Source organism: Streptococcus suis (assembly GCF_002960445.1).
GTDB classification, from domain to species: Bacteria; Bacillota; Bacilli; order Lactobacillales; family Streptococcaceae; genus Streptococcus; species Streptococcus hyiners.
Genome location: NZ_POJD01000110.1, coordinates 23,269 through 48,107, shown reverse-complemented (window position 1 = coordinate 48,107; position 24,839 = coordinate 23,269). Strand labels below are relative to the sequence as shown.

Annotated in this window: 23 protein-coding genes and 1 riboswitch; of the genes, 3 read left to right on the top strand and 20 right to left on the bottom strand. The window is 41.1% G+C overall.

Annotation, left to right across the window (positions count from 1 at the left end):
- The first annotated feature begins 151 nt into the window (after positions 1-151).
- On the top strand, positions 152-397 hold the full coding sequence (locus C1G53_RS02770) for a hypothetical protein (RefSeq protein ID WP_105117592.1): 246 nt from the start codon (positions 152-154) through the stop codon (positions 395-397).
- 118 nt (positions 398-515) lie between these two features.
- Here C1G53_RS02770 and C1G53_RS02765 read toward each other — a convergent pair whose 3' ends face one another.
- Positions 516-911, bottom strand: coding sequence for a single-stranded DNA-binding protein (locus C1G53_RS02765; protein ID WP_105117591.1), 396 nt, complete (start codon positions 909-911; stop codon positions 516-518).
- A 54-nt stretch (positions 912-965) separates the two neighbouring features.
- Between C1G53_RS02765 and C1G53_RS02760 the strand changes: the two genes are divergently transcribed.
- Complete coding sequence (locus C1G53_RS02760) at positions 966-1,745, top strand: DUF2785 domain-containing protein (protein WP_105117590.1); 780 nt, start codon at positions 966-968, stop codon at positions 1,743-1,745.
- Positions 1,746-1,778: 33 nt separating this feature from the next.
- Here the strand turns inward: C1G53_RS02760 and ytpR are convergent, their stop codons facing one another.
- Genes ytpR through C1G53_RS02740 form a run of 4 tightly spaced genes read right to left on the bottom strand, consistent with a single transcriptional unit; the run spans position 1,779 to position 4,023 of the window.
- Positions 1,779-2,402, bottom strand: a complete 624-nt coding sequence (gene ytpR, locus C1G53_RS02755; RefSeq protein WP_105117589.1) for a YtpR family tRNA-binding protein — start codon at positions 2,400-2,402, stop codon at positions 1,779-1,781.
- A gap of 18 nt (positions 2,403-2,420) precedes the next feature.
- Positions 2,421-3,377, bottom strand: a complete 957-nt coding sequence (locus C1G53_RS02750; protein ID WP_105117588.1) for a DUF1002 domain-containing protein — start codon at positions 3,375-3,377, stop codon at positions 2,421-2,423.
- 44 nt (positions 3,378-3,421) lie between these two features.
- Entirely contained in the window at positions 3,422-3,742 is a 321-nt protein-coding gene (locus C1G53_RS02745) for a thioredoxin family protein (protein ID WP_024375735.1), read from the bottom strand.
- Complete coding sequence (locus C1G53_RS02740; protein ID WP_105117587.1) at positions 3,739-4,023, bottom strand: DUF4651 domain-containing protein; 285 nt, start codon at positions 4,021-4,023, stop codon at positions 3,739-3,741. The genes C1G53_RS02745 and C1G53_RS02740 overlap by 4 nt, the downstream gene beginning before the upstream one ends.
- A gap of 448 nt (positions 4,024-4,471) precedes the next feature.
- On the opposite strand from C1G53_RS02740, the gene pepA reads away from it, so the two are divergent.
- Positions 4,472-5,533, top strand: a complete 1,062-nt coding sequence (gene pepA, locus C1G53_RS02735; protein ID WP_105117586.1) for a glutamyl aminopeptidase — start codon at positions 4,472-4,474, stop codon at positions 5,531-5,533.
- A gap of 47 nt (positions 5,534-5,580) precedes the next feature.
- On the opposite strand, the gene C1G53_RS02730 is transcribed toward pepA, so the two are convergent.
- The 15 genes from C1G53_RS02730 to atlA all read right to left on the bottom strand — a co-directional run bounded on the left by C1G53_RS02730 (position 5,581) and on the right by atlA (position 24,606).
- Positions 5,581-6,837 (bottom strand): bifunctional folylpolyglutamate synthase/dihydrofolate synthase, encoded by a 1,257-nt coding sequence (locus C1G53_RS02730; protein WP_105117585.1) that lies wholly within the window; start codon positions 6,835-6,837, stop codon positions 5,581-5,583.
- 53 nt (positions 6,838-6,890) lie between these two features.
- A complete protein-coding gene (locus C1G53_RS02725; protein ID WP_105117584.1) occupies positions 6,891-7,442 on the bottom strand; it encodes a folate family ECF transporter S component in 552 nt (183 codons plus the stop codon).
- Positions 7,443-7,485: 43 nt separating this feature from the next.
- A riboswitch (THF riboswitch) is annotated at positions 7,486-7,630 on the bottom strand.
- 130 nt (positions 7,631-7,760) lie between these two features.
- Complete coding sequence (locus C1G53_RS02720; protein WP_105117583.1) at positions 7,761-8,948, bottom strand: acetate kinase; 1,188 nt, start codon at positions 8,946-8,948, stop codon at positions 7,761-7,763.
- 49 nt (positions 8,949-8,997) lie between these two features.
- Positions 8,998-9,951 (bottom strand): class I SAM-dependent methyltransferase, encoded by a 954-nt coding sequence (locus C1G53_RS02715; protein WP_105117582.1) that lies wholly within the window; start codon positions 9,949-9,951, stop codon positions 8,998-9,000.
- Positions 9,952-10,073: 122 nt separating this feature from the next.
- Positions 10,074-11,297, bottom strand: a complete 1,224-nt coding sequence (locus C1G53_RS13135) for a hypothetical protein (protein ID WP_192873100.1) — start codon at positions 11,295-11,297, stop codon at positions 10,074-10,076.
- 427 nt (positions 11,298-11,724) lie between these two features.
- Positions 11,725-11,895 (bottom strand): hypothetical protein, encoded by a 171-nt coding sequence (locus C1G53_RS13065; protein WP_161941362.1) that lies wholly within the window; start codon positions 11,893-11,895, stop codon positions 11,725-11,727.
- A gap of 15 nt (positions 11,896-11,910) precedes the next feature.
- On the bottom strand, positions 11,911-12,060 hold the full coding sequence (locus C1G53_RS13060) for a hypothetical protein (protein ID WP_161941361.1): 150 nt from the start codon (positions 12,058-12,060) through the stop codon (positions 11,911-11,913).
- 74 nt (positions 12,061-12,134) lie between these two features.
- Positions 12,135-13,439, bottom strand: a complete 1,305-nt coding sequence (locus C1G53_RS02705; protein WP_105117581.1) for a hypothetical protein — start codon at positions 13,437-13,439, stop codon at positions 12,135-12,137.
- 72 nt (positions 13,440-13,511) lie between these two features.
- Complete coding sequence (locus C1G53_RS02700) at positions 13,512-15,140, bottom strand: LTA synthase family protein (protein WP_238139091.1); 1,629 nt, start codon at positions 15,138-15,140, stop codon at positions 13,512-13,514.
- Positions 15,141-15,245: 105 nt separating this feature from the next.
- Positions 15,246-17,009, bottom strand: coding sequence for a hypothetical protein (locus C1G53_RS02695; protein ID WP_105117579.1), 1,764 nt, complete (start codon positions 17,007-17,009; stop codon positions 15,246-15,248).
- Between the two features lie 61 nt (positions 17,010-17,070).
- Positions 17,071-18,816 (bottom strand): rhamnan synthesis F family protein, encoded by a 1,746-nt coding sequence (locus C1G53_RS02690; protein ID WP_105117578.1) that lies wholly within the window; start codon positions 18,814-18,816, stop codon positions 17,071-17,073.
- Complete coding sequence (locus tag C1G53_RS02685) at positions 18,813-20,222, bottom strand: glycosyltransferase family 2 protein (RefSeq protein WP_105117577.1); 1,410 nt, start codon at positions 20,220-20,222, stop codon at positions 18,813-18,815. The genes C1G53_RS02690 and C1G53_RS02685 overlap by 4 nt, the downstream gene beginning before the upstream one ends.
- Before the next feature lie 11 nt (positions 20,223-20,233).
- Entirely contained in the window at positions 20,234-21,472 is a 1,239-nt protein-coding gene (locus C1G53_RS02680; RefSeq protein WP_105117576.1) for an ABC transporter ATP-binding protein, read from the bottom strand.
- A complete protein-coding gene (locus tag C1G53_RS02675; protein ID WP_105117575.1) occupies positions 21,472-22,275 on the bottom strand; it encodes an ABC transporter permease in 804 nt (267 codons plus the stop codon). The genes C1G53_RS02680 and C1G53_RS02675 overlap by 1 nt, the downstream gene beginning before the upstream one ends.
- A gap of 255 nt (positions 22,276-22,530) precedes the next feature.
- Entirely contained in the window at positions 22,531-24,606 is a 2,076-nt protein-coding gene (gene atlA, locus C1G53_RS02670) for an autolysin AtlA (protein ID WP_105117574.1), read from the bottom strand.
- Positions 24,607-24,839 lie beyond the last annotated feature (233 nt).

The following is a 24,839-nucleotide window of genomic DNA, read 5'->3' as shown; positions in this document are numbered from 1 at the left end:
ACTCACATTTCCTATTGTATCACTTGGTCAAAAATAGTCAAGAGAATTCTATTTTAATTTTCCTAAAATCCGTCCCAAGTCTGAGAAAAACGAACCTACTCAATTATAGCCAAACTATGCTATACTATTATTAAAAAGTTAAGGGGGATTTATGAAATTTTTTAGAGATTTAAAAATTGATTACCTTGAAAGCCGATTTTCCGTTCACGAAAGTTTTGCCGAATGGTTTTTAAAGCGTAAATTAGGTTTTTGGGGCAAAATAATGTTCGCCTATCTACTCTGGCTTGGCTGGTTACTTCTCTTTTCCCACCCTCATTACATCATCTTTTTCTTTTATGTGGTCATCCTATTGTCACTGATTGTTATACTAGTAGAATGGTGGAAATATAGAAAATAAGTAGCAAAAAACGCCAACTTTCGTCAGCGTTTTTAAGGAGATATGAAAAATATTTAGGATTGATTATAGTATAGACCATTTTCCAACTCTCTTCATCGGTCTTAGGACCGATATTGCTTTAAAACGGTAATTCCTCCTCTTCCAAAACCAAGTCAGCTAGGTCATCGCCTGTGTTATTTTCACGCATGGCACGTTGGGCCCGACTTTCGAGCAGCTGGAAGGATTGTCCTAAGACTTCAGTCACATAGTGGTTGCTGCCGTCTTTTTCGTATTTTCGCGTTCGCAACTCACCGTCAATAGAAATCAGACTGCCCTTGCTGCCATAGGAGACAAGTGTTTCCGCCAGTTTGCCCCAGAAAATAACATTAAGAAAATCTGCTTCACGCTCACCATTTTCAGTCTTAAATCGGCGATTGACTGCGACTGTTACACGAGTCAAATTTTTGCCAGTTGGTGTTTGAGTGAGTTCAGGTTGGGCCGTCAAGCGACCGATTAGAATAACTTTATTATACATTTTATATCCTCCTACTTATTTATTCGTAGAAGGATTAGAAAAGGAGCGAAAATTATGAAAGAATTTTTGATGGAAAAGATACAGACCTCCCAACCATATACCAATGCCGAACTGGCTTGGTTGCTGGAAAACATCGGTCATCCTGTTCCTGCTATACGCGACGAACTGGTTTATGCTAGTTTTTGCCACATCTTTTTGGAGGGCTTGGTCACAAGGGAGCAAGCACAGTCGCTGCTACAATTCTCTCAAGAAACCAATCACCTTTCCCTAGAAAGTTCCACACTAAAACGAAGTTTTACTTGCTTGCTCTACTGTCTTTTGCTATCTGTTGATAATGAGCGAGATTCTGTGTACTTTGCATTTTTAAGCACTAACGACCGTGAGCTACTCTTCCAGCAGGCCTTGGATTATTTGGCGATTGAAAATGACTGGTCTGGCTACGATGAAAAACTCGGTTGGATCCATACCGTTGCCCACGGAGCAGATTTTCTTCTGGCCGCAAGCTGTCATGATCAATTTCCCGCTGAAAAAAGCAAAGAAGTCTGGCAAACTATTGTCACTTGTCTGACCAGACAAAGTAAAGTTTTCTCAGCTGGCGAGGAAATCCGTCTGGCACAAATTCCTGTATATTTACTACTGAATGAAAAAGTAACCAGCCAAGAGCTGACGGAATGGATTAGCAAGCTGGACTTTCCAAATCAAGAACCAGTAGACTACTTCCGGTGGCTCAATCTCCAACATTTTCTGTCTAGTCTTTACTTCCAACTTAGGTCACATCAAGCATCGACCGAAGAAATCGAACAGGCTATTGAAGGAAAAATTGAACCAGCATAAAAGAATTGGCCACAGCGACCAATTCTTCTTTTTCTATCCCTTCCAGTGTTTTACTGGATCAAGTGCTTCTCCGACTACTGCGTTATCGTCCAATTCGATAATGCCACGGACTTGTGGTGCGTTTGGCAGAGCCAATTCACGTGGACTGCACATCATACCAAAGCTATCTTCACCGCGCAATTTCCCTGGGAAAATCAGGCTACCGCTCGGCATCATTGCCCCTGGAAGAGCCACAATGGTTTTCAAGCCTTGGGCAGCATTTGGTGCACCTGCTACGATTTGAACGGTTTTGTCGCCAACATTGACCTGGCAGATATTGAGGTGGTCACTGTCTGGATGCGGAACCAGTTCCACAATCTGACCGACAACAAACTTAGGAGCATTATCGTTGACCAAGCTTTCAGTAAAACCCTCTTTTGCTAATGCAGCATTCAAGGTCGCAACTTGCTCGTCTGTCATGAAAACCTGACCATTTCCAGCAAGCTCAACCAAACTTGATGCTTCAAAGATATTCCAAGCGACTGTTTGACCCGTTTCTGCTAAGAAGACACGCGCCACTTGACCTTTGCGCTCAAACTGGACAGCCTGTCCCTTGTCCTCCGCAACAATCACCATTAGAACATCGCCGACCTGTTCTTTGTTATATGTAAAAATCATTTCTTTTTCATTTCTCCTTTATGCAAATAGACCGGTCAGGCCCTTCCATAGATTTTCAAAAAAGGCTCCGATCTTTTCTAAAATCCCTGAATCTTGTAAATTCTTATAGGCTTCTGAAATTTGTTGCTCCGCCTCTTGCTTGAACTGGTTGAGTTGGGCAGCCACTTCCGCCGAATCAATAGCAGAGGTTTCCTGATAAGCTTTAGCAAAAGTGACTAGTTTGGAAATCTCATCTGCTGTGATGACATTTCCCAAACCGTTTTGGGCCAAAACATCATTGATGATGGTGTTGATGTCAGCCTCAGAAGCCACCTGACCATTGGATTGCTTGTAATCCGCAAGAGCTGTCTTGATTTCTGCTACTGCCTTATCCAAAGCAGAGCTGTCAAATTGTTCATCGCCAGCATGGGCTGTCGCTACTTCATTAACAGTTGTTAATTCTTGTTGAGCTACTTCAGTTCGGGCTGTATCAACTGTCTCACCATTGGCCGCAAGAGCCTTGTAAACACCTGTCAGAGCGGACTCTCCCGTCACCTGAATGGGTGCCGCAACGTCAATCAAGACGTCTGTCGCACCAGCAGTAATGGCCGCATTGGCATACTGCGTTTCGGTAATCAAGGTGATGTTCTGTGGCGTCTTAATATCTACCACAACCCCTTTGCCAGCGTCCTGCTTTTGCACCAAGACAGACGAATAGAGGGAGGCTGTGTCCGCTCCAGATGTACCTAAATATTGGTCCATATCCGTGCCAACAACCACCTGACGACTAACATTATTGACATCCGAAATACCAAATAGATTGTTAACCTCTGTCGCCTGCGCATCTGACAAACCGCCACCGTAGACCAGTGTTGGCTTGCCCCATTTTTCATTGATGACATCCGTCTGGATTTCCGCTTGAACCAGCGGTGCCAAACTTAAACTCAATCCCAGCACCACAGGTGCTAAAAGGATTTTTCCTAGTGATTTCTTCATGTTTTTTCCTTTCTTTTGGGAAATGGCAGAGCTTCTCTGCTAATTTATCTACCCAGTCCAGATAAGAAGTTCATGATTTCTTCCTTGGTCTTGCGATTCTTATCGACAAAGCGACCGATTTCCTTCCCATTTTCCAAAACAACCAGACTTGGAATACCTAAAATAGCCCATTCCTGTGCTAAAGGCATAAAGTCATCCCGATCCAATTGCACAAAACGGAAATCCGGAAAAGCCTCTTCGATAGCTGGCAAATGCGGTTTGATATAGTGGCAATCTCCACACCAAGTCGTCACAAATAGAAAAACAGTTGGCTTGCCATCTTCAATCAAGGCAGCCACTTCTTCAAGATTTGTTGGAAAAATCATCTTTCTTCCTCCCTGTACTGAATAGAACCTTGGGTATTTTCAAATAAAAACACCTGTCCTGCCTCCATCACAACCCCGCCAATAAGCTGGTCACGAGTTGAGGCTGTTTCATCCACATAGACCGTGGCAATCTCTCCTAAATCAGCGAAAAAGTCACACACCTCCTGCAAGGCCTGTGCTTTTTTACGGTCTTCTTGGATTTTGCGGTAAAATTGAGCACTAGCGGTGAGCACACCTGCCCCCAATAAGCCTGCTAGCAAGGCTGTCTTTTTCTTTTTCATGTTGACTATTTTATCATATTTCTCCGGATTTTTCCCAAAAATGCCATTGGACTTGTGACAGCTGAGAAGAACTCTCACTGCTTGACAAAAGACTAAAAAATAGATAGAATGGTCTTACAGTGATAAATGTTTGTCAACACTTGGCAATCAAAATACCCCCAACGTTCCCAGCGTTGAGGGTTTTCTTTTGCCCCTGGGGCCTACTTGTCACGATTGTTGAGCCATCTTTCAAACAAAACTGTTAGAAAACTGACGAACAAAGGTACAAGAAAAACTGTGATAAATGCTTCCCACACTTAGCAATCACCTCCTCTCTATTTTGAGGGGCATTTCTATCCTAGCAAATTTCAAACATTCTTGTCAATACTATCCATATTTTTCTATATTTTTAAGACAAGTCTAGCTCTTCGTGATAAAATAGTAGTAATCATGTCATGGAGGAAGAAGAATGACTCTTTTTGAAAAAATTAAAGAAGTAACCGAATTGCAAAGTTTACCGGGATTTGAAGGACAGGTTCGCAACCATATCCGCCAAAAAATCACGCCACATGTGGACCGCATTGAAACAGATGGACTCGGTGGAATTTTTGGCATCAAGGATACGGCTGTTGAAAATGCTCCTCGTATCCTAGTAGCTGCCCATATGGATGAAGTCGGCTTTATGATTAGCCAAATCAAGCCAGACGGTACTTTCCGTGTTGTCGAGCTAGGTGGCTGGAATCCTCTGGTGGTTTCTAGCCAAGCCTTCACTCTTCAGTTGCAGGACGGCCGTACCATTCCAGCCATCTCAGGATCAGTACCACCTCACCTTTCACGGGGGGCTAACGCTCCTGGCATGCCTGCCATTGCTGATATTATTTTCGATGCTGGTTTTACCAATTATGACGAAGCCTGGGTTTTCGGTGTTCGTCCGGGGGATGTCCTCGTTCCCAAAAACGAAACTATCCTTACTGCCAACGGAAAAAATGTTATTTCTAAGGCTTGGGACAACCGCTTCGGTGTCCTTATGGTGACTGAATTACTGGAAAGCCTATCCGATCAATCTTTGCCAAGTCAGTTGATTGCTGGGGCCAATGTGCAAGAAGAGGTTGGTCTTCGTGGTGCTCATGCTTCTACAACCAAGTTCAATCCAGACATTTTCCTCGCTGTTGATTGCTCGCCCGCAGGTGATATTTACGGTGACCAAGGAAAAATTGGTGACGGAACTCTGCTTCGTTTCTATGATCCTGGCCATATCATGTTAAAAAATATGAAGGATTTCCTTCTGACTACTGCTGAGGAAGCTGGTATTAAATATCAATACTACTGCGGCAAAGGTGGAACAGATGCTGGTGCAGCCCACTTGAAAAATCATGGTGTTCCATCAACAACCATCGGTGTCTGCGCTCGCTATATTCATTCCCATCAAACCCTCTACAATATGGATGACTTTTTAGAAGCTCAAGCCTTCCTGCAGGCTATCGTTAAAAAACTAGACCGCTCAACGGTTGATTTGATTAAAAATTATTAAAACAAAAGACTTTGCTAGGTAGAATGGCCCGGCAAAGCCTTTTTTTTCTATATAAGCTCTTCTAAAATGTACTTCCTCACATAGGTAATGAAATATAGTGAGCCTGTAATCAGGTAAAGTTTTTTGGGATTGTCCAAGTCCGCCTGCTCCAACCATTCCTGATAGATTTGTACCCGTTCATAACCTGCTGGATAGTCCTCCAGCTTCACCGCCCGAAAATCATCAAAGGTTGTCACGCTAACAGGTCCAAATTGGCTAAGCTGGGTCAACATCTGGTCCACAGGCTTGGTATTGATGGCTGCAAAGAGGATTTCAATATCTTTGTCAGCATACTTTTCTTCCAAGAGCTGGGTCAGGACGGCGATACTTTCATTATTGTGGGCACCGTCAATCATGAGATTAGGTCTAATCAACTCTAAGCGGCCTGGCCAGATGGCTTGGGACAAGCCCTGGCTGATGGTTTCATTGGTAATTGTTGGAAAATGAGGTTTAATGAGCTGAGCGGTTGTCACTGCCAAGGCGGCATTGACCTCTTGGTGACGGCCCTGCATCTGTAGCCTCAAATCCTCAACTCGGCCGAAGGGGCTTGAAACCGCAAAGCTTGCTCTGCTATTTTCCAAAAGAATCTCGCGCCCCACCGCATAGGTCGGACTCTGAAGCTGACGAGCCTGCTCCTCAAAAACTGCCACCACTTCTGGCTGGTCGGTCGCATAGATGAGAGGAACCCCCTCACGCAAGACGGCGACCTTGTGACGGGCTATGGCTGCGTGAGTCACCCCCAAAAATGCCTGATGGTCCAAGCCGATAGAGGGACAAACTACCGCTAGAGGATTAAGGACATTGGTCGCATCCTGCAAACCGCCCATGCCCGCCTCCACCAAGAGAATATCGGGACGCTGATAGTCGGCAAAGTAGACAAACATAGCCACCACGACAATCTCAAACTCCGAGATGGCATCCAGTCCAGCCGTCTGGTCCAAGTCTTCAATCAAAGGCTGCAAGTCTGTCACAATCCTTGCAAAATCTTCCTCCGCGATCATCTCCTGCTGGTAGACAATCTGCTCTCGAAAATCAATGATAGACGGTGATGTAAAACGACCAACCGTGTAGCCAGAAGCCTGTAGGATGGACTGCAGGGCATTGAGGGTCGAGCCCTTGCCATTTGTACCAACAAAATGAACGGTCGGCACTTGAAGCTGGGGATGTTCCAAACGTTCCAAAAGCCAATTGACACGCGCAACCCCGTGTTCCAAATCAGAGGCCGGGCGACTAGACAACCACTGCCTCATTTCTAAATAATTCATGTTTCCCTCTCTATAAAAAGCAACAGGGGGATGACCTGTTGCTAGATAGTTTCTTATTTAAGGCCCATTAACCTAGCCAATTCAGGTATTTTTTGTAAACTTGGCAAGACAAGCATGGTCACGACAATGCGTAATGGAATTTCAAAAATAGCCTTAATCAAACGACTGCTATACAAGGCAATCCAAGGTGTTCCAAAATGGAAATGAAGAGCAACCGGTGTCATGATAAAGGAAATCACAACCTGAATCAAGACAACACCCCCTGCAACATAGAGCCAATCAGCCTTGTTCTTGGTGTCTAGCGGTTTTCGATAGAAGAACCAGCCGTAGATAAATGCCGACACCGCCTCAATCAAAATCCAAGTAAAGAGGACCGTTTGCCCGCTAAACAAGACAAATACTGGGTCTGAAATCGCCGCAAATACAGCTGCCCAAACCGGACCAGCAATCGCTCCCAAAATAGCATTTGGGATAAAGGTAAACTGGACCTGCAAGGTATCTGAAAGACGAATAGAGAAATAGTTCTCCACAATCATGACCAAGGCAAGGGTCACAGCAATAGCAGCCAACAGCTGCACCGTTAGTTTTGGAATTTTCTTTTCCATAAAAATACTCCTTTTTCAAAAAATGGAGCTGTCGTATGTATTCGACAGCGGATGCAATGGTTTACCGCGCTACTCTCAGCCAGGACCAATGTTCCGACTAAAACAGACATCAACCCCAACCAAAAGCTAGCTTCGTTATGTGGCAACATCCCATCCACATACACTTAACGCAAACCATCTACTCTGTGCAAATTTCTTTGCTTCACTATTGTAACACAATTCTCAATGACTGACCAATTGCTTCTACCTATAGCAGCTTATTTGAAAAAATTATAGACAAAAGGCCAGTAGCTAGTACCGACCTTTCTCTCAATTTTCTTATTTCAACCGCTCTACATCACGAGCAATAACCAATTCTTCATCTGTCGGAACAACTAAGACTTTCACTCGTGATTCTGGAGTTGAGATATCGCCTTCAGCACCACGAACATTCTTCTCTGGATCCAATTCCATACCGAACCAAGTCAAACCGTTAACAACAGCTTCACGAACAAGAGTAGAGTTCTCACCGATACCTGCTGTAAAGACAAGGGCATCAGCACCATTCAAGACTGCAAAGTATTGACCGATGAATTTTTGCAGACGATTGACAAGCATATTGAAGGCAAGGGTGCATTTTGCTTCGCCCGCTTCAAATCCAGCTTCGACCTCACGCATATCGCTCGATACTTCCGCAATACCAAGAATACCTGACTGCTTGTTCAAAACATTGATAACATCGGCGGCATCTTTTAATTCCTCTACATTTTCAATCAAGTAAGGGATGATGGCTGGGTCGATGTCTCCTGAACGAGTTCCCATCATAGGACCTGCAAGCGGTGTAAAGCCCATTGAGGTATCGACAGATTTACCACCTTCAATCGCTGAAATTGAAATACCGTTTCCGATGTGGGCAGTGATAACTTTAACTTCCTCGATTGGCTTGTTCAACATTTTTGCTGCTTCACGTGAAACATAGTAGTGAGATGTTCCGTGAGCTCCGTACTTACGAACTTGGTGCTCTTCATAGTACTTATTTGGAACTGGGTAACGGTATGCTACCTCTGGCATGGTTGAATGGAAAGCCGTATCAAACACAGCCACACTGGTCACTTCTGGCAAGATGTCCTTGAAGGCCTTAATACCCGCCGCATTAGCTGGGTTGTGAAGTGGTGCAAGGCTAGAAAGGTCTTCAATCTGCTTCAAGACTTCATCCGTAATGACAACAGAATCCTTGAAGATTTCACCACCAGCTACCACACGGTGACCAACACCTGTAATTTCTGAGAAATCTGCAATAATATTGTGTTTGAGCAAGTCTTCCAACAAGATTTTTACTGCTTGCACATGATCCGCAATATCCAAAACTTGTTCAGCTTTCTGATCACCAAATTTTACTGTGACAATTGAATCTTTCAAACCGATACGCTCAACAATACCCTTTGCCAAGACAGTTTCTTCTGGCATTTGGTAGAGTTGCCATTTTAAACTTGAGCTACCGGCGTTAATTGCAATTGTTTTTGACATAATATTCCCCTTTAAAAGCGTTTTCCCTATTAGTATAACAGATTTTCACCTAAATTGCATTCTCTTGCTTCCAATTTTTGAAATTGACCATGAACTTCTGAATAGCTTCTGGTTCTTGCAAACTCTGCAAGGGATAGACAAATGGTACTAGCGGTCTAGCGGTCTTCTTCTGCAAGACAAAAATTGACTTGGCCATGGCTGCTTTGCCAAAAAGACTTGGTGGCAGGGCAATCATGGCAACGATATTAGCCTCTGCTTGCAACCAACCTTTCAACAAATCACTTTGTGGACTGGTCAATAAATCATTTGGAGCCAATAAAATAGCAAAGCCATCCTTTTCCAAATATTTGAGGGACTGTTCCATGAGCAAATGATGAGCGTAGGTATGCTCTGTCTGGCTAGCCACCTGATAGCGACTGGCAATCTGGTCATCTGGATAGTAGCCGATTGGTAAATCCGCAAGAATGACTTGGCTTTCCTTCAAAATCTGCGGACGTACCGCATCGCCCTGGGCAAAAGAAATCTCTGCCTGCATAACATCTGCCATGCTTGCTGATAAATCAATCAAGAGGTCATCTACTTCGATCCCCAAGTAATCCAAGTCTTTCTGGCTGGCATTAAGGATGGTCTGCGCCAAGTTACCTGTTCCTGAGCCAATCTCCAAGACTGTTACTTTAGAAGTAGATACTAGTTGATCTACCAAGAATGATAAAATAAAACCGATAGAATCCGGTGTAAACTGGTGATTATACTGCATTGGCTCGGTCTGGTTGGCCTTGATAAGCAGGAATTGGAAGGCACGACGCCATTCTTCCTTGGTCAAGTGCAAGTCGTGTAAGGTTTGATTGTTGCGGACAATCAAATCCGTGTCGTGCTGACCAGCTAGATAGGCTGCGTTTTGCTCAATCATGGCATCATAGATATTGGTGCCTAACTGGTTTTGGATGGTCTGTACGTTTTCTAATAGCAGGTCGTAAGCCTGTTCAATCTTCTCAAAATTCATACTCCTATCTTATCAAAATTTCACAGACTTTGCACAAAAAAGAGAAAGTTCTATTAGCATACTATCCTAAATTCAACACAAAAAAGAGAAGGTTCATATGAACCTTCTCTGATTTAGCCAAATTAGTTAGCTGAGTTGAAAGCAACGCCTTCTTGTTTCCAACCACGAGTTGCAAGTACTGCGTACTCGTTTGCGTCAGTTGTGTAAAGGTGTTTTTTAAGACCTTCATTGTAAAGACGGTATACTGGTTTGCCTTCTTTAACTGAGTTGAATGCTACACCTTCTTGTCTCCAACCACGAGTTGCAAGTACTGCGTACTCGTTTGCGTCAGTTGTGTAAAGGTGAACTTTAAGACCTTCGTTGTAAAGACGGTATACTGGTGTACCTTCAGTTGCAGAGTTGAACGCTACACCTTCTTGTCTCCAACCACGTTCTGCAAGTACTGAGTACTCATTGAAGTCAGTTGTGTAAAGGTGAACTTTAAGACCTTCGTTGTAGAGACGGTATACTGCTGATGAAGCAACAGTTTTCTCAGCTTTAACTTCTGCTTGTGCTTGTGAAATAATTGCACGCAATTGATCTTCTGTCAATCCTTCTTTAACAAGGTTCAACTTGATAGTTTCAATCTCTTTTTCAAGAATAGCTACAGCTTCTGTCCACTCTTTAACTTCCAATTCAGCTGCAACAACTGCATCTTCATAGTTTTTCAAATGACGAGCAACAAGTTCTTTCTTCTTAGCAGCCTCAGCAGCTTCAAATGCTTTTTTAGCTTCCAATTGATCTTGTTTATCTTTAAGATCTTGTTGTTTGAATGGCAGACCTTCTTTAAGGTCAGCAAGTTCAGCTTTAAGAGTTGAAAGGTCTGCTTCATACTTAGCAATTTCTGCAGATTTAGATTCGCCAGTAACACCAGCAACTACATTTAATTCATTGATTTTCTTTTCAAATTCTGGAATAGTTTTCTCAGCATCCGCAATCATTGCTAATTGATCAGCTACAGCTTCCTCTTCCAATTTAACTGCATCAACAAATGGTTGGATAGCTGCTTGATATGCAGCATCAATAGCAGTAATGTCAGCAGCTGCTTTCTCTTTTGCTTTCGCTAATTCTACTTTAGTTGAATCGTAAATGATCAAAGCAGCAGCACGTTTTTGTGTACCATTTTGAGCATAATAAACTGCTTTAGCCAAGTCTGCATTCAATTTAGCAGCAGCACTTTCGTTAGATACGACAATACCGCGTGCTTCATTCAACTTAGATGGGACATCTGCCTTCGCTACTGGAGCAACTGCGATAGCTGCTGCCAAAGCTGCAACCGTTGCAAGTGTGATGTGTGTTTTTTTCATGATAAAAAACTCCTATAAATATTTATATTCGTTCTACATGGAACGTTACCATCATTATACTAACCCTTGCACATTTTGTCAAGTATTTTTTTAAGATTTTTTTAAAAAATTTTTGAACCGACTCGAATACCATAGGTGTAAACTTGTATCTTCAGCCAATCCATCCCCATCGGCTAGTAGGATTACCAGAGAAGGGCTAAAGAACAGGTGCATGCCCTGACCAAGTAACCCTAGATCGTCTTAAGGACTACTTTCTTACCATCTTGTCTCCAGCAAGTATATTGAAAGGTTCCAACTCTTCGAAATAGTGGAGGACTTTAGGTCCGTTGACCTATCATTTTCGCCCCTCTCTGTCAATAACCATGTAGAAGGCTTTCTTCACACCTGCAAACTCATCAACTCTATGAAATACAGGCGGCACCTCCATCTACTCTATCCCTGCTTTCAAACCATCCAATTCTTCCTGACTGAGTCCTGTCAATCTCACTATCATATCAACAGCGAAGCCCTCGGCCAACATCTGCTGAGCAATCTTGAGTTGACCATCTAACAAACCTTGTTGTAGACCTTCTTCCCTACCACGACTTCTACCTAGCAAGAAAGAAGTTTCCAGTTACCCAAAATGATTAGCGGCACTATAGGCCAGTTGATCAATCATCTTCTTTTCCCACTCTGTCCATGTATTTCTATCCAGCAAATGCTCGGCCTTGCTGATGACATCTGTCTGTTGTTGACTAAATTCTCTATTGGCAAAAAATTCCAAAGCCTATCAATGAGACTTTGGAATATGTGATACTTTTAAGGCAAGATCCAATTGACTATCTCTAATAAAGACTGCTAATTGATAAACTGGATAAGACCTGACACCTTGTCATAATAGCCAGCAGTATCCCAATCGGCATGTTGAGGTAAGCCTGTTAGTGTTCCTGTAAAGACAACCGTATTGCTAATTGTACGAGCTTCGCTAGGACTATTACCGACCTGTGCACCATCTAAAGTAGTTGTTATGCCATTTGAAATATTAAACTGCGGAGTTCCTGCCCAACTTCTAGAAGCATTGTACGTTCCATTTTGCTTCAATTTAATCGAACTGAAACTTGCTGTTACAGCATCGCCTGTCTTACGTGCTGCTCCTTCAACTCGAAGGTATATGTCAGAACGATTGGCCAAGACTGCATTCTGACCACGGACAACCTCCGTCCCATTTACATATCCAACATAGCTGCCATCTTTCTGCAAGGTTAACATCAAACGGTAGGTAGTGTTGAGATTTGCAAGATAGTTTGCTCTATGGTAGGACTGTCCACCTACATTATTGCTTCCAATATTTTCAATCAAGAAGGCTGTTTTACCTGTGTATGGTGCAACTGCCGCAGTATCAAATTGCAAACCAAAACTAACTGCTGCATCTGGTGCGGCCATAACAAGTTTTGCATGGTAGCCAGTACCTGAGCCTGTCAAGGTCACGTCCGCTTCAATGGTATGGTTTGATTCTGTATTTGCGATCGTGGCAGCTCCAGATGGAACAGATGAAGATAACTGGCTAGTTTCTTGTTTAGGAGGTATTACTGGGGTCGAACCAGTTGATGGAGTCGGATTGGTCGGTTGCGCAGGTTGATTGTAATACTGGGTTTGTATTGGGACACCTACACGATTTCCATATAACTTAACCCCTTCTTGTTGCCAACCATGTCTTGGTAGTACCGTGTATTCATTTTCATCAGTGGTCCAATGATGTAGCCCTCGCAAGGCTTGATTATAGACACGGTAAATTTTCGCACTTCCACCAGAATAGAATACCGGCTGTCCATTGTTATCAAGTGTCCAACCATGTTTGCTGGTCAATACCTTGACTTCGTTAGTATCAGTTGTATATAAGTGGTTTTGCAAGCCAGCATTATAAAGGCGATAGACAGGACTACCTTGGCCTGGATCTGGAGCATACCATGCTTCACCTTCATAGCCCCAACCATGCTGGGTATACAAGACATCTTTTTCATTTTTATCGGTTGTATATAGGTGTTCTCCATTCTGCCTGTTGTACAAACGATAAATGGTTTGATCTGCTTGAACAGATTGGCCTGCAAACAAAGATAGGGCTGACAGAGCGGTAACCACTCCGACGGACAGGGTCTTTTTCATATGATAACTCCTTGCTTTTTTCGCCATTTTAATATATAAAAGGGCAATTGTCAATACCCCTTCATACAATGATTATGGAATTTGTGGCTTTTGCTGTTTGGCTGCAAAGTATTTCTGAAGCAGGGCCTTGATCGTACCTTCATTAGTTTCAGACAAGGGCTGAATATTGCCCATATCCGTACTTAATAGATAGGTATTGTCAAAGAAAACAGTATCATATGAGTTATTATTTTCTTTATAGTAGAACAATGACTCTCCCAAGAAGTAGTTAGGAACCGAAATATCCATATAATCTAGTAGAGTCGGTACCAGATCCAAGGAATTTCTGCCTTCAACATCCTTTTTCTCTGCAACGATTCCTTTATGATAGACTATAAACGGAACTCTATCAACATCTTGGTTTTCACGATTATAAGACGGATAGGCTGCTATGAAATCCTTATCTGCAAAGGTGGCATGGTCTGTTGTAAAGACCAAAATCGTATTATCAAAGACTGGGTTGCTTTTAAATTTTTCTAAAAATTGATTAAAATAGTAATCAAAGTTATAGAAGCGATTTAATAATATGTTTGTTCCAGAGTCAAATTTCTTATCCGGCGAATTAAAGGTCATGTGGGTACCGTAAGTATAGATAGCTGTTAAGAAAGGTGTCTTCTGAGAAACCTGTCCTTCTATCGTATCGTATAGAAGCTCTAATGCCGCCTGGTCTGTTAAACTTCCATTAGGGCCTTTCGCCAGGTCGTTCTCATTCACAATACTATCAAAGTTGAACGATTCTAGATAAGATGTAAACTGAGTATTATTCGGCTCAGTATTGATAAAGGTTGTCTGATACCCCTTTTCTCCCAATACTCCCTGCAAGGAAGTTAAGGTATTCGATTCATAATTATCTAGTTGATAACCTGAATACAATTGACCAATCAAACCTCGGTAGGTAGCAAAGGTATGATTGTAATAATTTTCAAAAGTGAGTGATGAATCCTGCAATTTCTTCAGATTCGGCATAATGCTACGTTCATCTTCTACAATATTTTGTGACAAGCCTTCCACAAAAATCAGAACCACATTAGGAGTTGCCGATAAATTGGTTGGTTTAGGACGAGCATTCTGCACAATCCCTTTATAGAAAAAATCCGTAACATTAGGAGCATTGGCAATTTTTGCCAGGTCCTGCTGGTATTCGTAGGAATCAGCTGCTAGTTGGTATACTCCAAAAATCGGAGAATAAATGTTTCCACTCATTAAGGTGATAATCAACTCTAGCAGAAGAGAGCTAGATAAGACTGTTGACCAATTGATTTTTCTTGTTTTCACATAGGTGATTGGTAAAAATGTGAAGATCAGTATACAAATCGTTCCGAACACTATGGAAGCAAAATGCCCCGACAAAGATTCTAAGGATTCAAGGTTTGTCACCATTACCAAAGTGGTGAAACTTCCACCAAAAAACAGGACAATATTCTGCACATTGACAATCATTAAAAGTAGGCAGTTCACAATGTAGGCTGCAAGCTTTTTTTCTTTTATCAATAGATTACTGAATGTTGCAATGCTAACAACTTCAAAAATAGTAACAAGAATATAGGCCCAATCTGTGTGGTTTTTAAAACTCATTATGGACAGAAGAACAGCAAAAAGGTACTTACTCAATAAGACATAGAGAGCATACTCTTTCATTAGCCGTTTGTAAGTAGCGATCATCTCAATTTTTTCTCCTATCAGGTATTTCACTATTGATATGTTTTAACATTATTTATTCCTTCCTCATCACAGTTTATACTCATTTGCCATTTTTAACTTTATCATTCAAACACTATTTTCTCGTACAGACCTTGTTAATGTCAAGTGCAAGTATAGGTAGAACAATAGCAACCAGGCTGCACTTTGAAGCGTAAATCCAACTATCTGAGCAAATGTCCTTTTATAAAAAACAGAAACTGTTCCGCTGTGCGTCACACTTATCGTTGCACGACCGTCATTTAATGCTTTCTGGGTGACATTTGGCTTATATTTTTTCTTGTATTGTTGGAGCTCTTCGCTAGTTAAAGGGGCATAAGCTATTTGGGGTTGTGTTCCCTTTGCACCCGCAGAATACTCCGCAACATAGCCCTTATACCAAATTCTCGGCAAGGTCAACTCTACACTTTTTCCTTCTTGATTCAACTGAACATCAAACATAAGAAGGTTATAGCCTTGACGTACATTATCTACTGTAATTTGATTTGCATCGTATATAAACTGATTGACCGTGCCGTTCTGAACACTTTTATGGTTGATATTTAAGTTAAAGTATTCACTCCCTGAGGCCCAATAAGTAGTCAACAAGGGATTCTTAAAGGCCTTATTCGCCATTTCATTTTGATGTTTCATCACAGCAGCATTTGTCGCTGTTAGATTGTATTCTTCTTTGAAGTTGGCAAAGTTAGGTAAAAAGCTCAAGGGATTTGTCACTAGATAAAAGCCTATCTGTACTATTGCAATTACTTTATATAGCCGTTTTTTCTCTGCCAAAAACAGTGCCGTAATAATAAAGGCTGGTATGAAGTAAGATAGCCTACTCGAATACTGAAAAACCGTCAAAAAAGTATAACGGAATACTGTGTACCACGGTAATATGTTCGAAGTAGCAACCAATAGGATTACCGAGGTTACGAGTAACTGACGACCAATCTTGGGTAAGGATTTATAGACTTTTCCCCCGATTATTAGAAAGACCAGAGCTAATGGAAAATAGTAGTTCGTAATCTCCTCAAAAAGATTCCCTGCATCTAAGATGGTTTTTGACTTAAATGGGAAATCACGTAATCCCCAAGACACAAAGAAGGTTTGCGATAGCCTTTGTTCTATAAATTGTAACACAAAACCAATGGACAATCCTACCGCTATCACAATCGAAAAAACAAATGAACTGATTTTTTTCAAGGTCAATTTGTTTACCGAAAGCAAGACCAGTATGAACGAAGAAATGGCTAATACTAGAGTTGAGATGATGTGAGTCTGGACCATCAGAGCAATAATGATTCCTAGGGGGATAGGATTGAGTTTATCCTGAAAGATCACCTTGTAGATACAATAGATTAGCGGAACAATCAAAGGAGGTATTGCACTCATGCCAAAACCAAAATAGGGGAAAGCTATGGCCATCGTCATACCAAATAACAAAGACTTGGCTTTATTCTGAGTCATCTTATAAAGACAAAAATAGGATGTTGTTGCTGTAGCCCACATAATGATGAAGGCATAGCTTGCAAAGGCAACCGTCCCTACTCTCGTTACTAGATAGACTAGGGCAGGAATGTAAAGAATACCGTTACCATAGAACATAGGAACTGCATAACCAGAACCATGTGTAAACAAAAAGTTTAGATTTGGCAACAGGTCTCCATTAGCAATCGATTGCGCTAACCCTACTATCCTAGCCAAATGAAATGGATAATCATAGATTTGGCTGTTTGTATTGATTGATATATAGGAGATGACCGTCATCATCAATGCATAAACAAATAGTGTTACGTAAGGGGCCTGATAGAAAATATTCCATTTTCCCTGCCTTGATTCATTTTGATTCATCTTATCTTACCTTTTTTGCACCTAAATACCCACTTTTATCCCAATTACCAAACTTGTTTCTTTATTGTTTCGTCATCAATCGTTGAATGATATATTTAACAGCTCTTAATGGACCAATGATAATATATTTTAAGGCGCCTTTGATTCCTCCGATGTGATCAAAGTTTACGTAGGTGTGAGGCAGAGCATCCGCCCGCTCATTAAGCAATTTATTATCAATAAAGGCTGTTAATTCGATGGGATTTTTAACAATACGGAAATCATAGTTTTTATCCCAGGCAATATAAACCAATAAGCGTTCGATGGCATGGAGAATAGAATTTTGTGGCAAGGGCTCTGCTGGCACATCTGCATCGGTTAGGTTTAAATCAAAGAGTGACTGTAAGGCATCGTATTTAAACCACACATAGGTTCCATAGGACATCACAAAAGTATGAAGAGCATTGAAATCAATCTGCTTCTTCATCCCCATTTTTTGCCACAATTCATTCATGGCTGGGGCAATCCTATTCTCATTATAGGCATCGACAATTTTATTATAACGGAAGAAGGTTGGAATATCTGCAATAACTAGCCCCAAATCAGATTTTTGTTCCAAGTTGGCTAGGATATCATTCGCTGGTTCTACCAACATAGCTATTAGCTCTTTCCGCCAAGATTCTCCCGCCCAGAAGTCTGCTTCTTTGGATTTTTTAGTATGGAAATGTCCGACATAGGTATAGGTCTGCAACTGCTCTTTCAACTTCAACATAGGCAATACATCGCGACCAATATTTCCTGTAACAAAAATCTGGGCTTGGCTTCCGTATTCAGACAATATCGCCTCTATCTCAGCCACCTTGCTCTCTTGGTCTGTTGTTATGAACAAGTCATAATGAAAATCAAAAGACTCAAAGGCAGTTAAAAATTCCTGTAAGAGGTCTACATAGAAAACATGCAGATGGATGGCTACTCTTCCATCATTAGAATACGGTTTTTGAGTTGATTTAAGGTATTTCTGTGCTAAGAGATATTTAAAATCAGGGTAGTTGATCTTAGACATGTGTGAAACAATTAAATCAACTGGGTAGTCTGATTTATCCGCAATCTCTTGTAAAATATAAGGTGTAATATGTTGATTCCCATCAATCGTTTTAACTTTAATGAATGGTACTCTATGTTTTAAAATAGCCGTCGGATTGTAGTAAGAAAAATCTGGATGAAGCATCCCGCTAGTATCTTCCGCTACTGTGTTAAAAACCGTTTGATAACGAAAGCCTGCTTCTAGTAAATTGGTCGTAACTTGTGTTTCATAATGGTCAATAACATCCTGAACATTTGTAAAGTTTTGCACACTTTTCCAAAATTCTTGAAAGGCTGTTGATTGAACTACCTTATTTGAAAAAGTCAGGTAGTAGCTCTGAATATGCTCACGAAACTGTTTGGTTTCTCGGAAATTGGTCATCCCCCAAAAATCAATCGTTTCATCTTCCTCATACCGTTGATAAAGCTCTGACATATCCCATAGCGGCCCAAAACAGGTATCATTCATTAGTGTCAGTGAATCGTAGTGCTTTAGCTCCTCGAAGCCTATACTTGTCATCCCATCCCGCCAAGCCGCAAAATCAAATCCAATATTTTCTCGGCGGATGACCTCATCTACCAAAAAAGACTGTCTGAGAACAGCTTCGTCCCCTTCTGAAAGCGGGCTATTCGTGATAAAAACAACCTTTGAGAAGAGCGAACGCATGGCTTCTAACTGATATCGGACATGGGAACTGAGCTGTCCATATTTATTAAAATGGACATACAAAAGCAAACGCTTCATTTTTTTCTCCTAAAAAAATTGATAATCTTTGTTGGAATAATCCAACGTCGTGAGCCAACAACTGCATGGTATGAGATAGTAAGATTTTCAATCTCTTTTTGTTGTCGGCTAATAAGGGCTTCACTTTCACGAAGCTGCCGCTCTAATCGCTCTCCCTCTATGGCTTTCTTCCGGAATTTAACTAGCTGCTCTACCAAAATCTTAGCAACATAGTCTGAGGACTGCAGATCATCCAATTCACAGATAGTATAATTTAGTGTAAATTCCGAACCATATAAAAACGAGGTTTCATAGATCAATTGCGGATCTTGTTGTGTAAATAACACCATGTCTCCAACCAATACGCCATTGGTGTAAGCTGGTAAAAGGGTTGTTCGCTCCTTTTGACTCACCAATGAAATATTTCGGTAAAAACTTGGTTGTTCTGATAGGTCAATACGCACTCGTTGGCAGTTATCGGGCAAGCTAAATCGAATCTTATCCTGCTTCAACAAAGGATAACGTAAAATATTTTCTAGACAGAACCCAGAACCATCCTTGTCAAAATAGATGGTGACTTCTTGAATACCAACTTGCGCAAGACCGCGTTCTTTTTTTGTCAAAACGACTTCATAGGTGTTATTTCGTTCTAAAAGAATATCAAGCATTTCTCGATAATGACTAGATGGATATTTATCTAGATAGAATTTCTGAGTCTCCAACAAGGTATGGAAACGATTCTCTATTTTAGAAAAGTCTACCGGTCGCGAGTCAGAGCCTTGGTTAATCGTATAGGCAACTGTAACTTCTGGCAAGAACAACAATTGTGTTCGTTGAAATAAATCGAGCTGTAAATTAAAGGTATCGTCAGCAGTGGTCAAATCTAGTTCCTGATTAACCTCTAGCATCAATTCTCTCTCTACAAGCCAAGTCGAAGCCATGGTAAAACCACGAGTCGCTAACATTTTAGCATAGGTATCCGCTAAGGGAATACTTCCACTAGCAAAACCTGCTCTGGACACCAGCTGTCCATTTTCATCATAGATATCAAAATCTGTATTGGACCACTTGGCTTCTGGGTGTTCTTCTAGTAGGGTCACCTGTTTCTGAAGCTTGTATGGATCTAACCAAAAATCATCCCCATCACAACGAGCAATGTATTTACCCTTTGCTTTTAGACAGGCGGACACCCATGTCCGTGAGATTCCCTGGTTCTCTTCATGGAAAATCGCTTGAATCTTTTCTGGATATTGGTTTTGATACGATCTAATGATATCTCTGGACGAATCCGTCGAACAGTCATCAACAAGAATAATTTCAACTTCAAAGCTTGTTTCTTGTGCTAGAAAGCCTTCGATAACCCTCTCTAACCACGGAGCCTTATTATAAACCGTGCAAATGATTGATACTATTGGTTGTCCCATCATTCATCCTCTATCTAGTTATTTTCAAAAGTCCAGTTACCATTTCGTTGAATGAGACCACTTGCTGAATCTAAAGCTGAAATATCATCTGGTGCAATATCTGTTCGATTCACCATGATAATCGGTGTCTGCGTCGCATCTGAAAAAGCCAGCATCTTACCGTCTTTATCACGCACCGTGACTTCCAACTTTAGTTTCAAATCATTAACATTAGGCAATGAACAAGAGTAGTTTACTACTTTTTTGCCTTTCCCTGATTGTAGTTGGTTCATTGAATTATCATTATAAATCCAAATGTTGCGGTCAATATCTGTCAGAGAGAGTGCCATATAGGTCTCAATATCTTGTAAAACAGTATATTCCATTCTAAAATGAATGGTATCTTTAGGGGAAATCTGGTTTGGACTTAATAAATCCAACTTAAAATTCTCAACCAATTGCACTTCTTTTGCTTCTGCGGATTCCGAATCTACGCCTTTTTCTTCCTCTAAATGTTCTTGTTGAACTGTTACAGTATTGTCAAAACTATATTGATTGGCCACATTTTCTGGGTTTCCAATAGCCTTTACCAAGCCATGTTCAATCAAGACGGCCTTGTTGCAATATTTCTTAACTGCACCCATATCATGGGTAACCAGAATGGTTGTCTTTCCGCTTCTCTTCCGTTCTTGGAAATAATCGTTACATTTTCTTTGGAAGGCTTCATCGCCCACCGCCAACACTTCATCCAAGATGAGAACATCTCCTTGCGCCTTGATGGCTACAGAAAACGCTAGACGAACCTGCATCCCGCTCGAATAGTTTTTAAGTTTTTGGTTCATGAATTCACGTAATTCTGCAAAATCAACGATATCATCATACATGGCATCAATTTCTTCACGTGAAAAACCAAGAAGAGCGCCATTTAGGTACACATTCTCACGCCCTGTTAATTCAGGATTGAAACCAACTCCAAGTTCAATAAAAGAAACCAATTTTCCATTTACTGTCACTGTCCCGTGTTCTGGAACATAAATCTGTGAAATAATTTTTAAAAGGGTTGATTTACCTGATCCATTTCGCCCTAAAATTCCAAAGAAGTCACCTTTTTCAACCTCAAAAGAAATATCCTTCAATACATGCTGCTCTTTGTAACCCTTGATTCCTTTAAAACGATTGACCATGGTTGTACGCAGACTCTGACTAGCTTCTGTCGGCAATTTAAAAAACTTACTGACATGATCAACCTTTACTGCAATATTTTTTTCTGTCATTAGAGAATCTCCGCAAATTTCTTAGAATATTTTCCAAACACAGTCACCCCAATTGCAAAGACGATTAGAGGGATGAGATATGGTATCAGCACAATCACCTTATTGTTAATAACCTGCCAAACAGGCAAATTGGCTTTGTCGATAACAAAATAGCGCATATCTTGAATAATTTGAGCCATCGGATTTAGCATCATCAACTTAGCTGCCAATACGCTCTGGTCCATCACAAACGATAGGGAGTAGATAATTGGGGTTGCATACATCCCTGCCTGCATCACCACTTCCCAAATTTGTGCTAAGTCACGAAAACGAACAAAGAGGGTAGAGAGTATCAAAGCAATCCCTGTCGCCAACAAAAAGAGCTCAACAAATAGAGGGAGAGCCATCACAACCGTCCATGTGAACTGTACACCATTAAATAGAGAAAAAATCAACACAACTAATAAATTGATGGAGAAATTGATTGCCGCACCAAATACTGAAGAGAGCACTATAATCTCCTTAGAAAAGTTTAACTTCCTCAATAAGTCTCCACGTGTAACAATGGAAACCATTCCCATATTGGTGGCCTCTGAAAAGAAGGACCAGATAACATTCCCTAACAATAAGGCAACCGGAAAATGCGGAACATCGCTACCTAATCTTAGAAAGTGAATGAAAACAACGTACATAATAGCAAACAACATCAAGGGCTTTAGAATTGACCAAAGATAGCCAATTACCGACCCTTGATAGCGTAATTTAAAGTCTGTTTTAATCAATTCTTTTAAAAGAATTCGATTTTTTGTGGAAAATAAATCCATACCTTTTTCCTTTCGATTATAACAGTTCTATAAAATCCTATTCCTCTGAGAAAAACACATCTCAATTCCCACTATAGAACAAGTTTTTTCTAAAGCGAACTCACTACATTATACACTTAATTAACGCTGCTTGCAATATAACACTGTCGCTAGTAAGGGAGCGCAATGCATAGACACAATAAAAGCTCCACTAGTTCCGATAATGAAAACATCCATCACAGAAACCGTGGAGCTATATATAATCAGGAATCATTCCTACTTAGTAAATCGATTTGTATAATCTAAATTCACATCAAAGAAGGAACGTCCTGGCAACAATTCCGCCTTAGATGTATACTGCCATGCTGCTGTCCGTGCGTGTAGAGACATAGACATTGCTTGTGCAGGGGTCATAGTAGAGTATGGATATTGCGCTACCCAGAAATTACTCATTCCAAATTGACTGGTTTGAATCGGGCCAACTACTCCTAGAGAATTATCATCAAGCCAACTAGCTCCAGTATAGTGAATGAGATTTGAATAGCCTAAGTGACGCATCTCTTCTTCCCAAGCCTTCATGTTTTCATTGATATTCTTACGAGTGGCATGCTCTTCAATATCATTAACCATTAGAGTACTTGTTGGAAGCCCGAGTTTCTTGGCTGCAGCTACAAAATATTGCGCCTCTGCTTTAGCCTCTTCCTTGCTCGTGAAGTGCGAATAGTGATAAACAGAAACCTTGAGACCTGCAGCTAAGGCATTTTTCACCTGCCCTTCTGCATAAGGATTTAAATAACTTACAGCCTCTGATAGTTTAACGACAACACCTGAAATACCATTGGCAGCCAAGGTTTTGTAGTCAGCTACCGACAAGGTTCCATTATGGCTACTTACATCGATAAATCTAGGAATCTCTGATTTCGTATAACTAATCGAGGCATTAGCTTGGGCAACATTATGCTTTTGCCCCTGACTAGTTATGGATAAGGAGATGCTGTAATTTCCTTGTTCATAGTTATGATTACTGATTCGAACGGGTACAAGATAACTTCCATCAGATTGCTTTGTCGCTTCATAATGCTGGACATCATTTTGACCACTAACATCTGCCCAGACAGATGCCTGGATGGATTCAATACCTTTAGGAACATATAAATCTGTGATACGAACATCAAAGAAACCATAGGTTCTGTCAATATTCTCAATTCTAACCGTAGCTTTTGGAACGGTATCCTTTATTTCTACTGTAGTTGTGGTAGAAGGAGAAACACCAATTTTTGTCCCATCCGTTTGTACAAGATACAAATGAACCTGATAGACTCCAGTGCTATAGCCATGGTTTTTGGATTGGACAGATACTTTATAGCTTCCATCTGCCTGTCTTGCAGCTTCGTACCAAACTAAGTCATCTTGGCCTTTTTCATCTGACCATACTGGTACAAGAACACTGCTAACACCTAATGGACTATCAACGTTTGATACAATGATATCAAAATTCCCGTTTTGAGAATTCTTATTCTGAATACTTACAGTTCCTGTTGGTTTCTTTTCAACTTGTGGAGCTGCAGGTGTGTTTGGAGCACTTGAACTTCCTGCACTTCCTAGTCCGTAGAAGGCAATCCCTTCCTGTCTCCAACCACGACCTGCTAGAACAGCATATTCGTTAGCATCCTTCGTATACAGATGGACACGCAAATCCGGTTGATAGAGACGGTAAACCGGAATATTGCCGTGAGAACGGAAGGCTTCTCCCTCTTGCCGCCAACCACGACCTGCTAGGACAGCATATTCGTTGGCATCCTTCGTATACAGATGGACACGCAAATCCGGTTGATAGAGACGGTAAACCGGCTCTCCCTGATTTGAAACAAATCTCCATGCCTCACCTTCTTGTCTCCAACCACGACCTGCTAGAACAGCATATTCATTTGCATCCTTCGTATACAGGTGGACACGCAAGTCCGGCTGATAGAGACGATACAAAGCCTGCTCAACGGTTGCTTGTGTAACTGTTGTAGCCTCTGGCTGAGTTGCAGTTATTGAGGTTGAACTGCTTGTTGTTGAACTTTCTTCAGTAGCAGCACCCTCTTCAGTATCCGGTACTGATCGGAATGAAATTCTCGGTTCTTCTGTTGCAACTGTGCTGGTCTCAGTCTGAGCCTGAGTTGAGGAATTTGTACTCGATTCTGCAACCGTTGAGACTTCTGAACTTGTCGCCTCTGTAGTAGAAACTTGTGTTTCCGACACAGCCGAACTTTGACTTGTTTCAGTAGTGTTTGCTGCAACAGGTAAAGTCATCGTTAGTAAACAAGTAGCTCCGAGTCCTAAACTTTTTATATATTTGCTTCTCATTCGTCATCTCCTATTATGAATTCAAAGTCATTATAACATATTTCCTTAGGTGTTTTCAAATACTTTTTCGCTGAAATCAACTTACTAAAAACAAACCACACTTTTAACGGTAATAGAAGACTACCGATAAAGTGCGGTTGTAAAATACCTTGCATCACACACTAACAGTATGGATTGACTACAGATATCCTTTATCTCTTTTTGCGAGAAAGCAAGGTGCAATAGACTTTTTA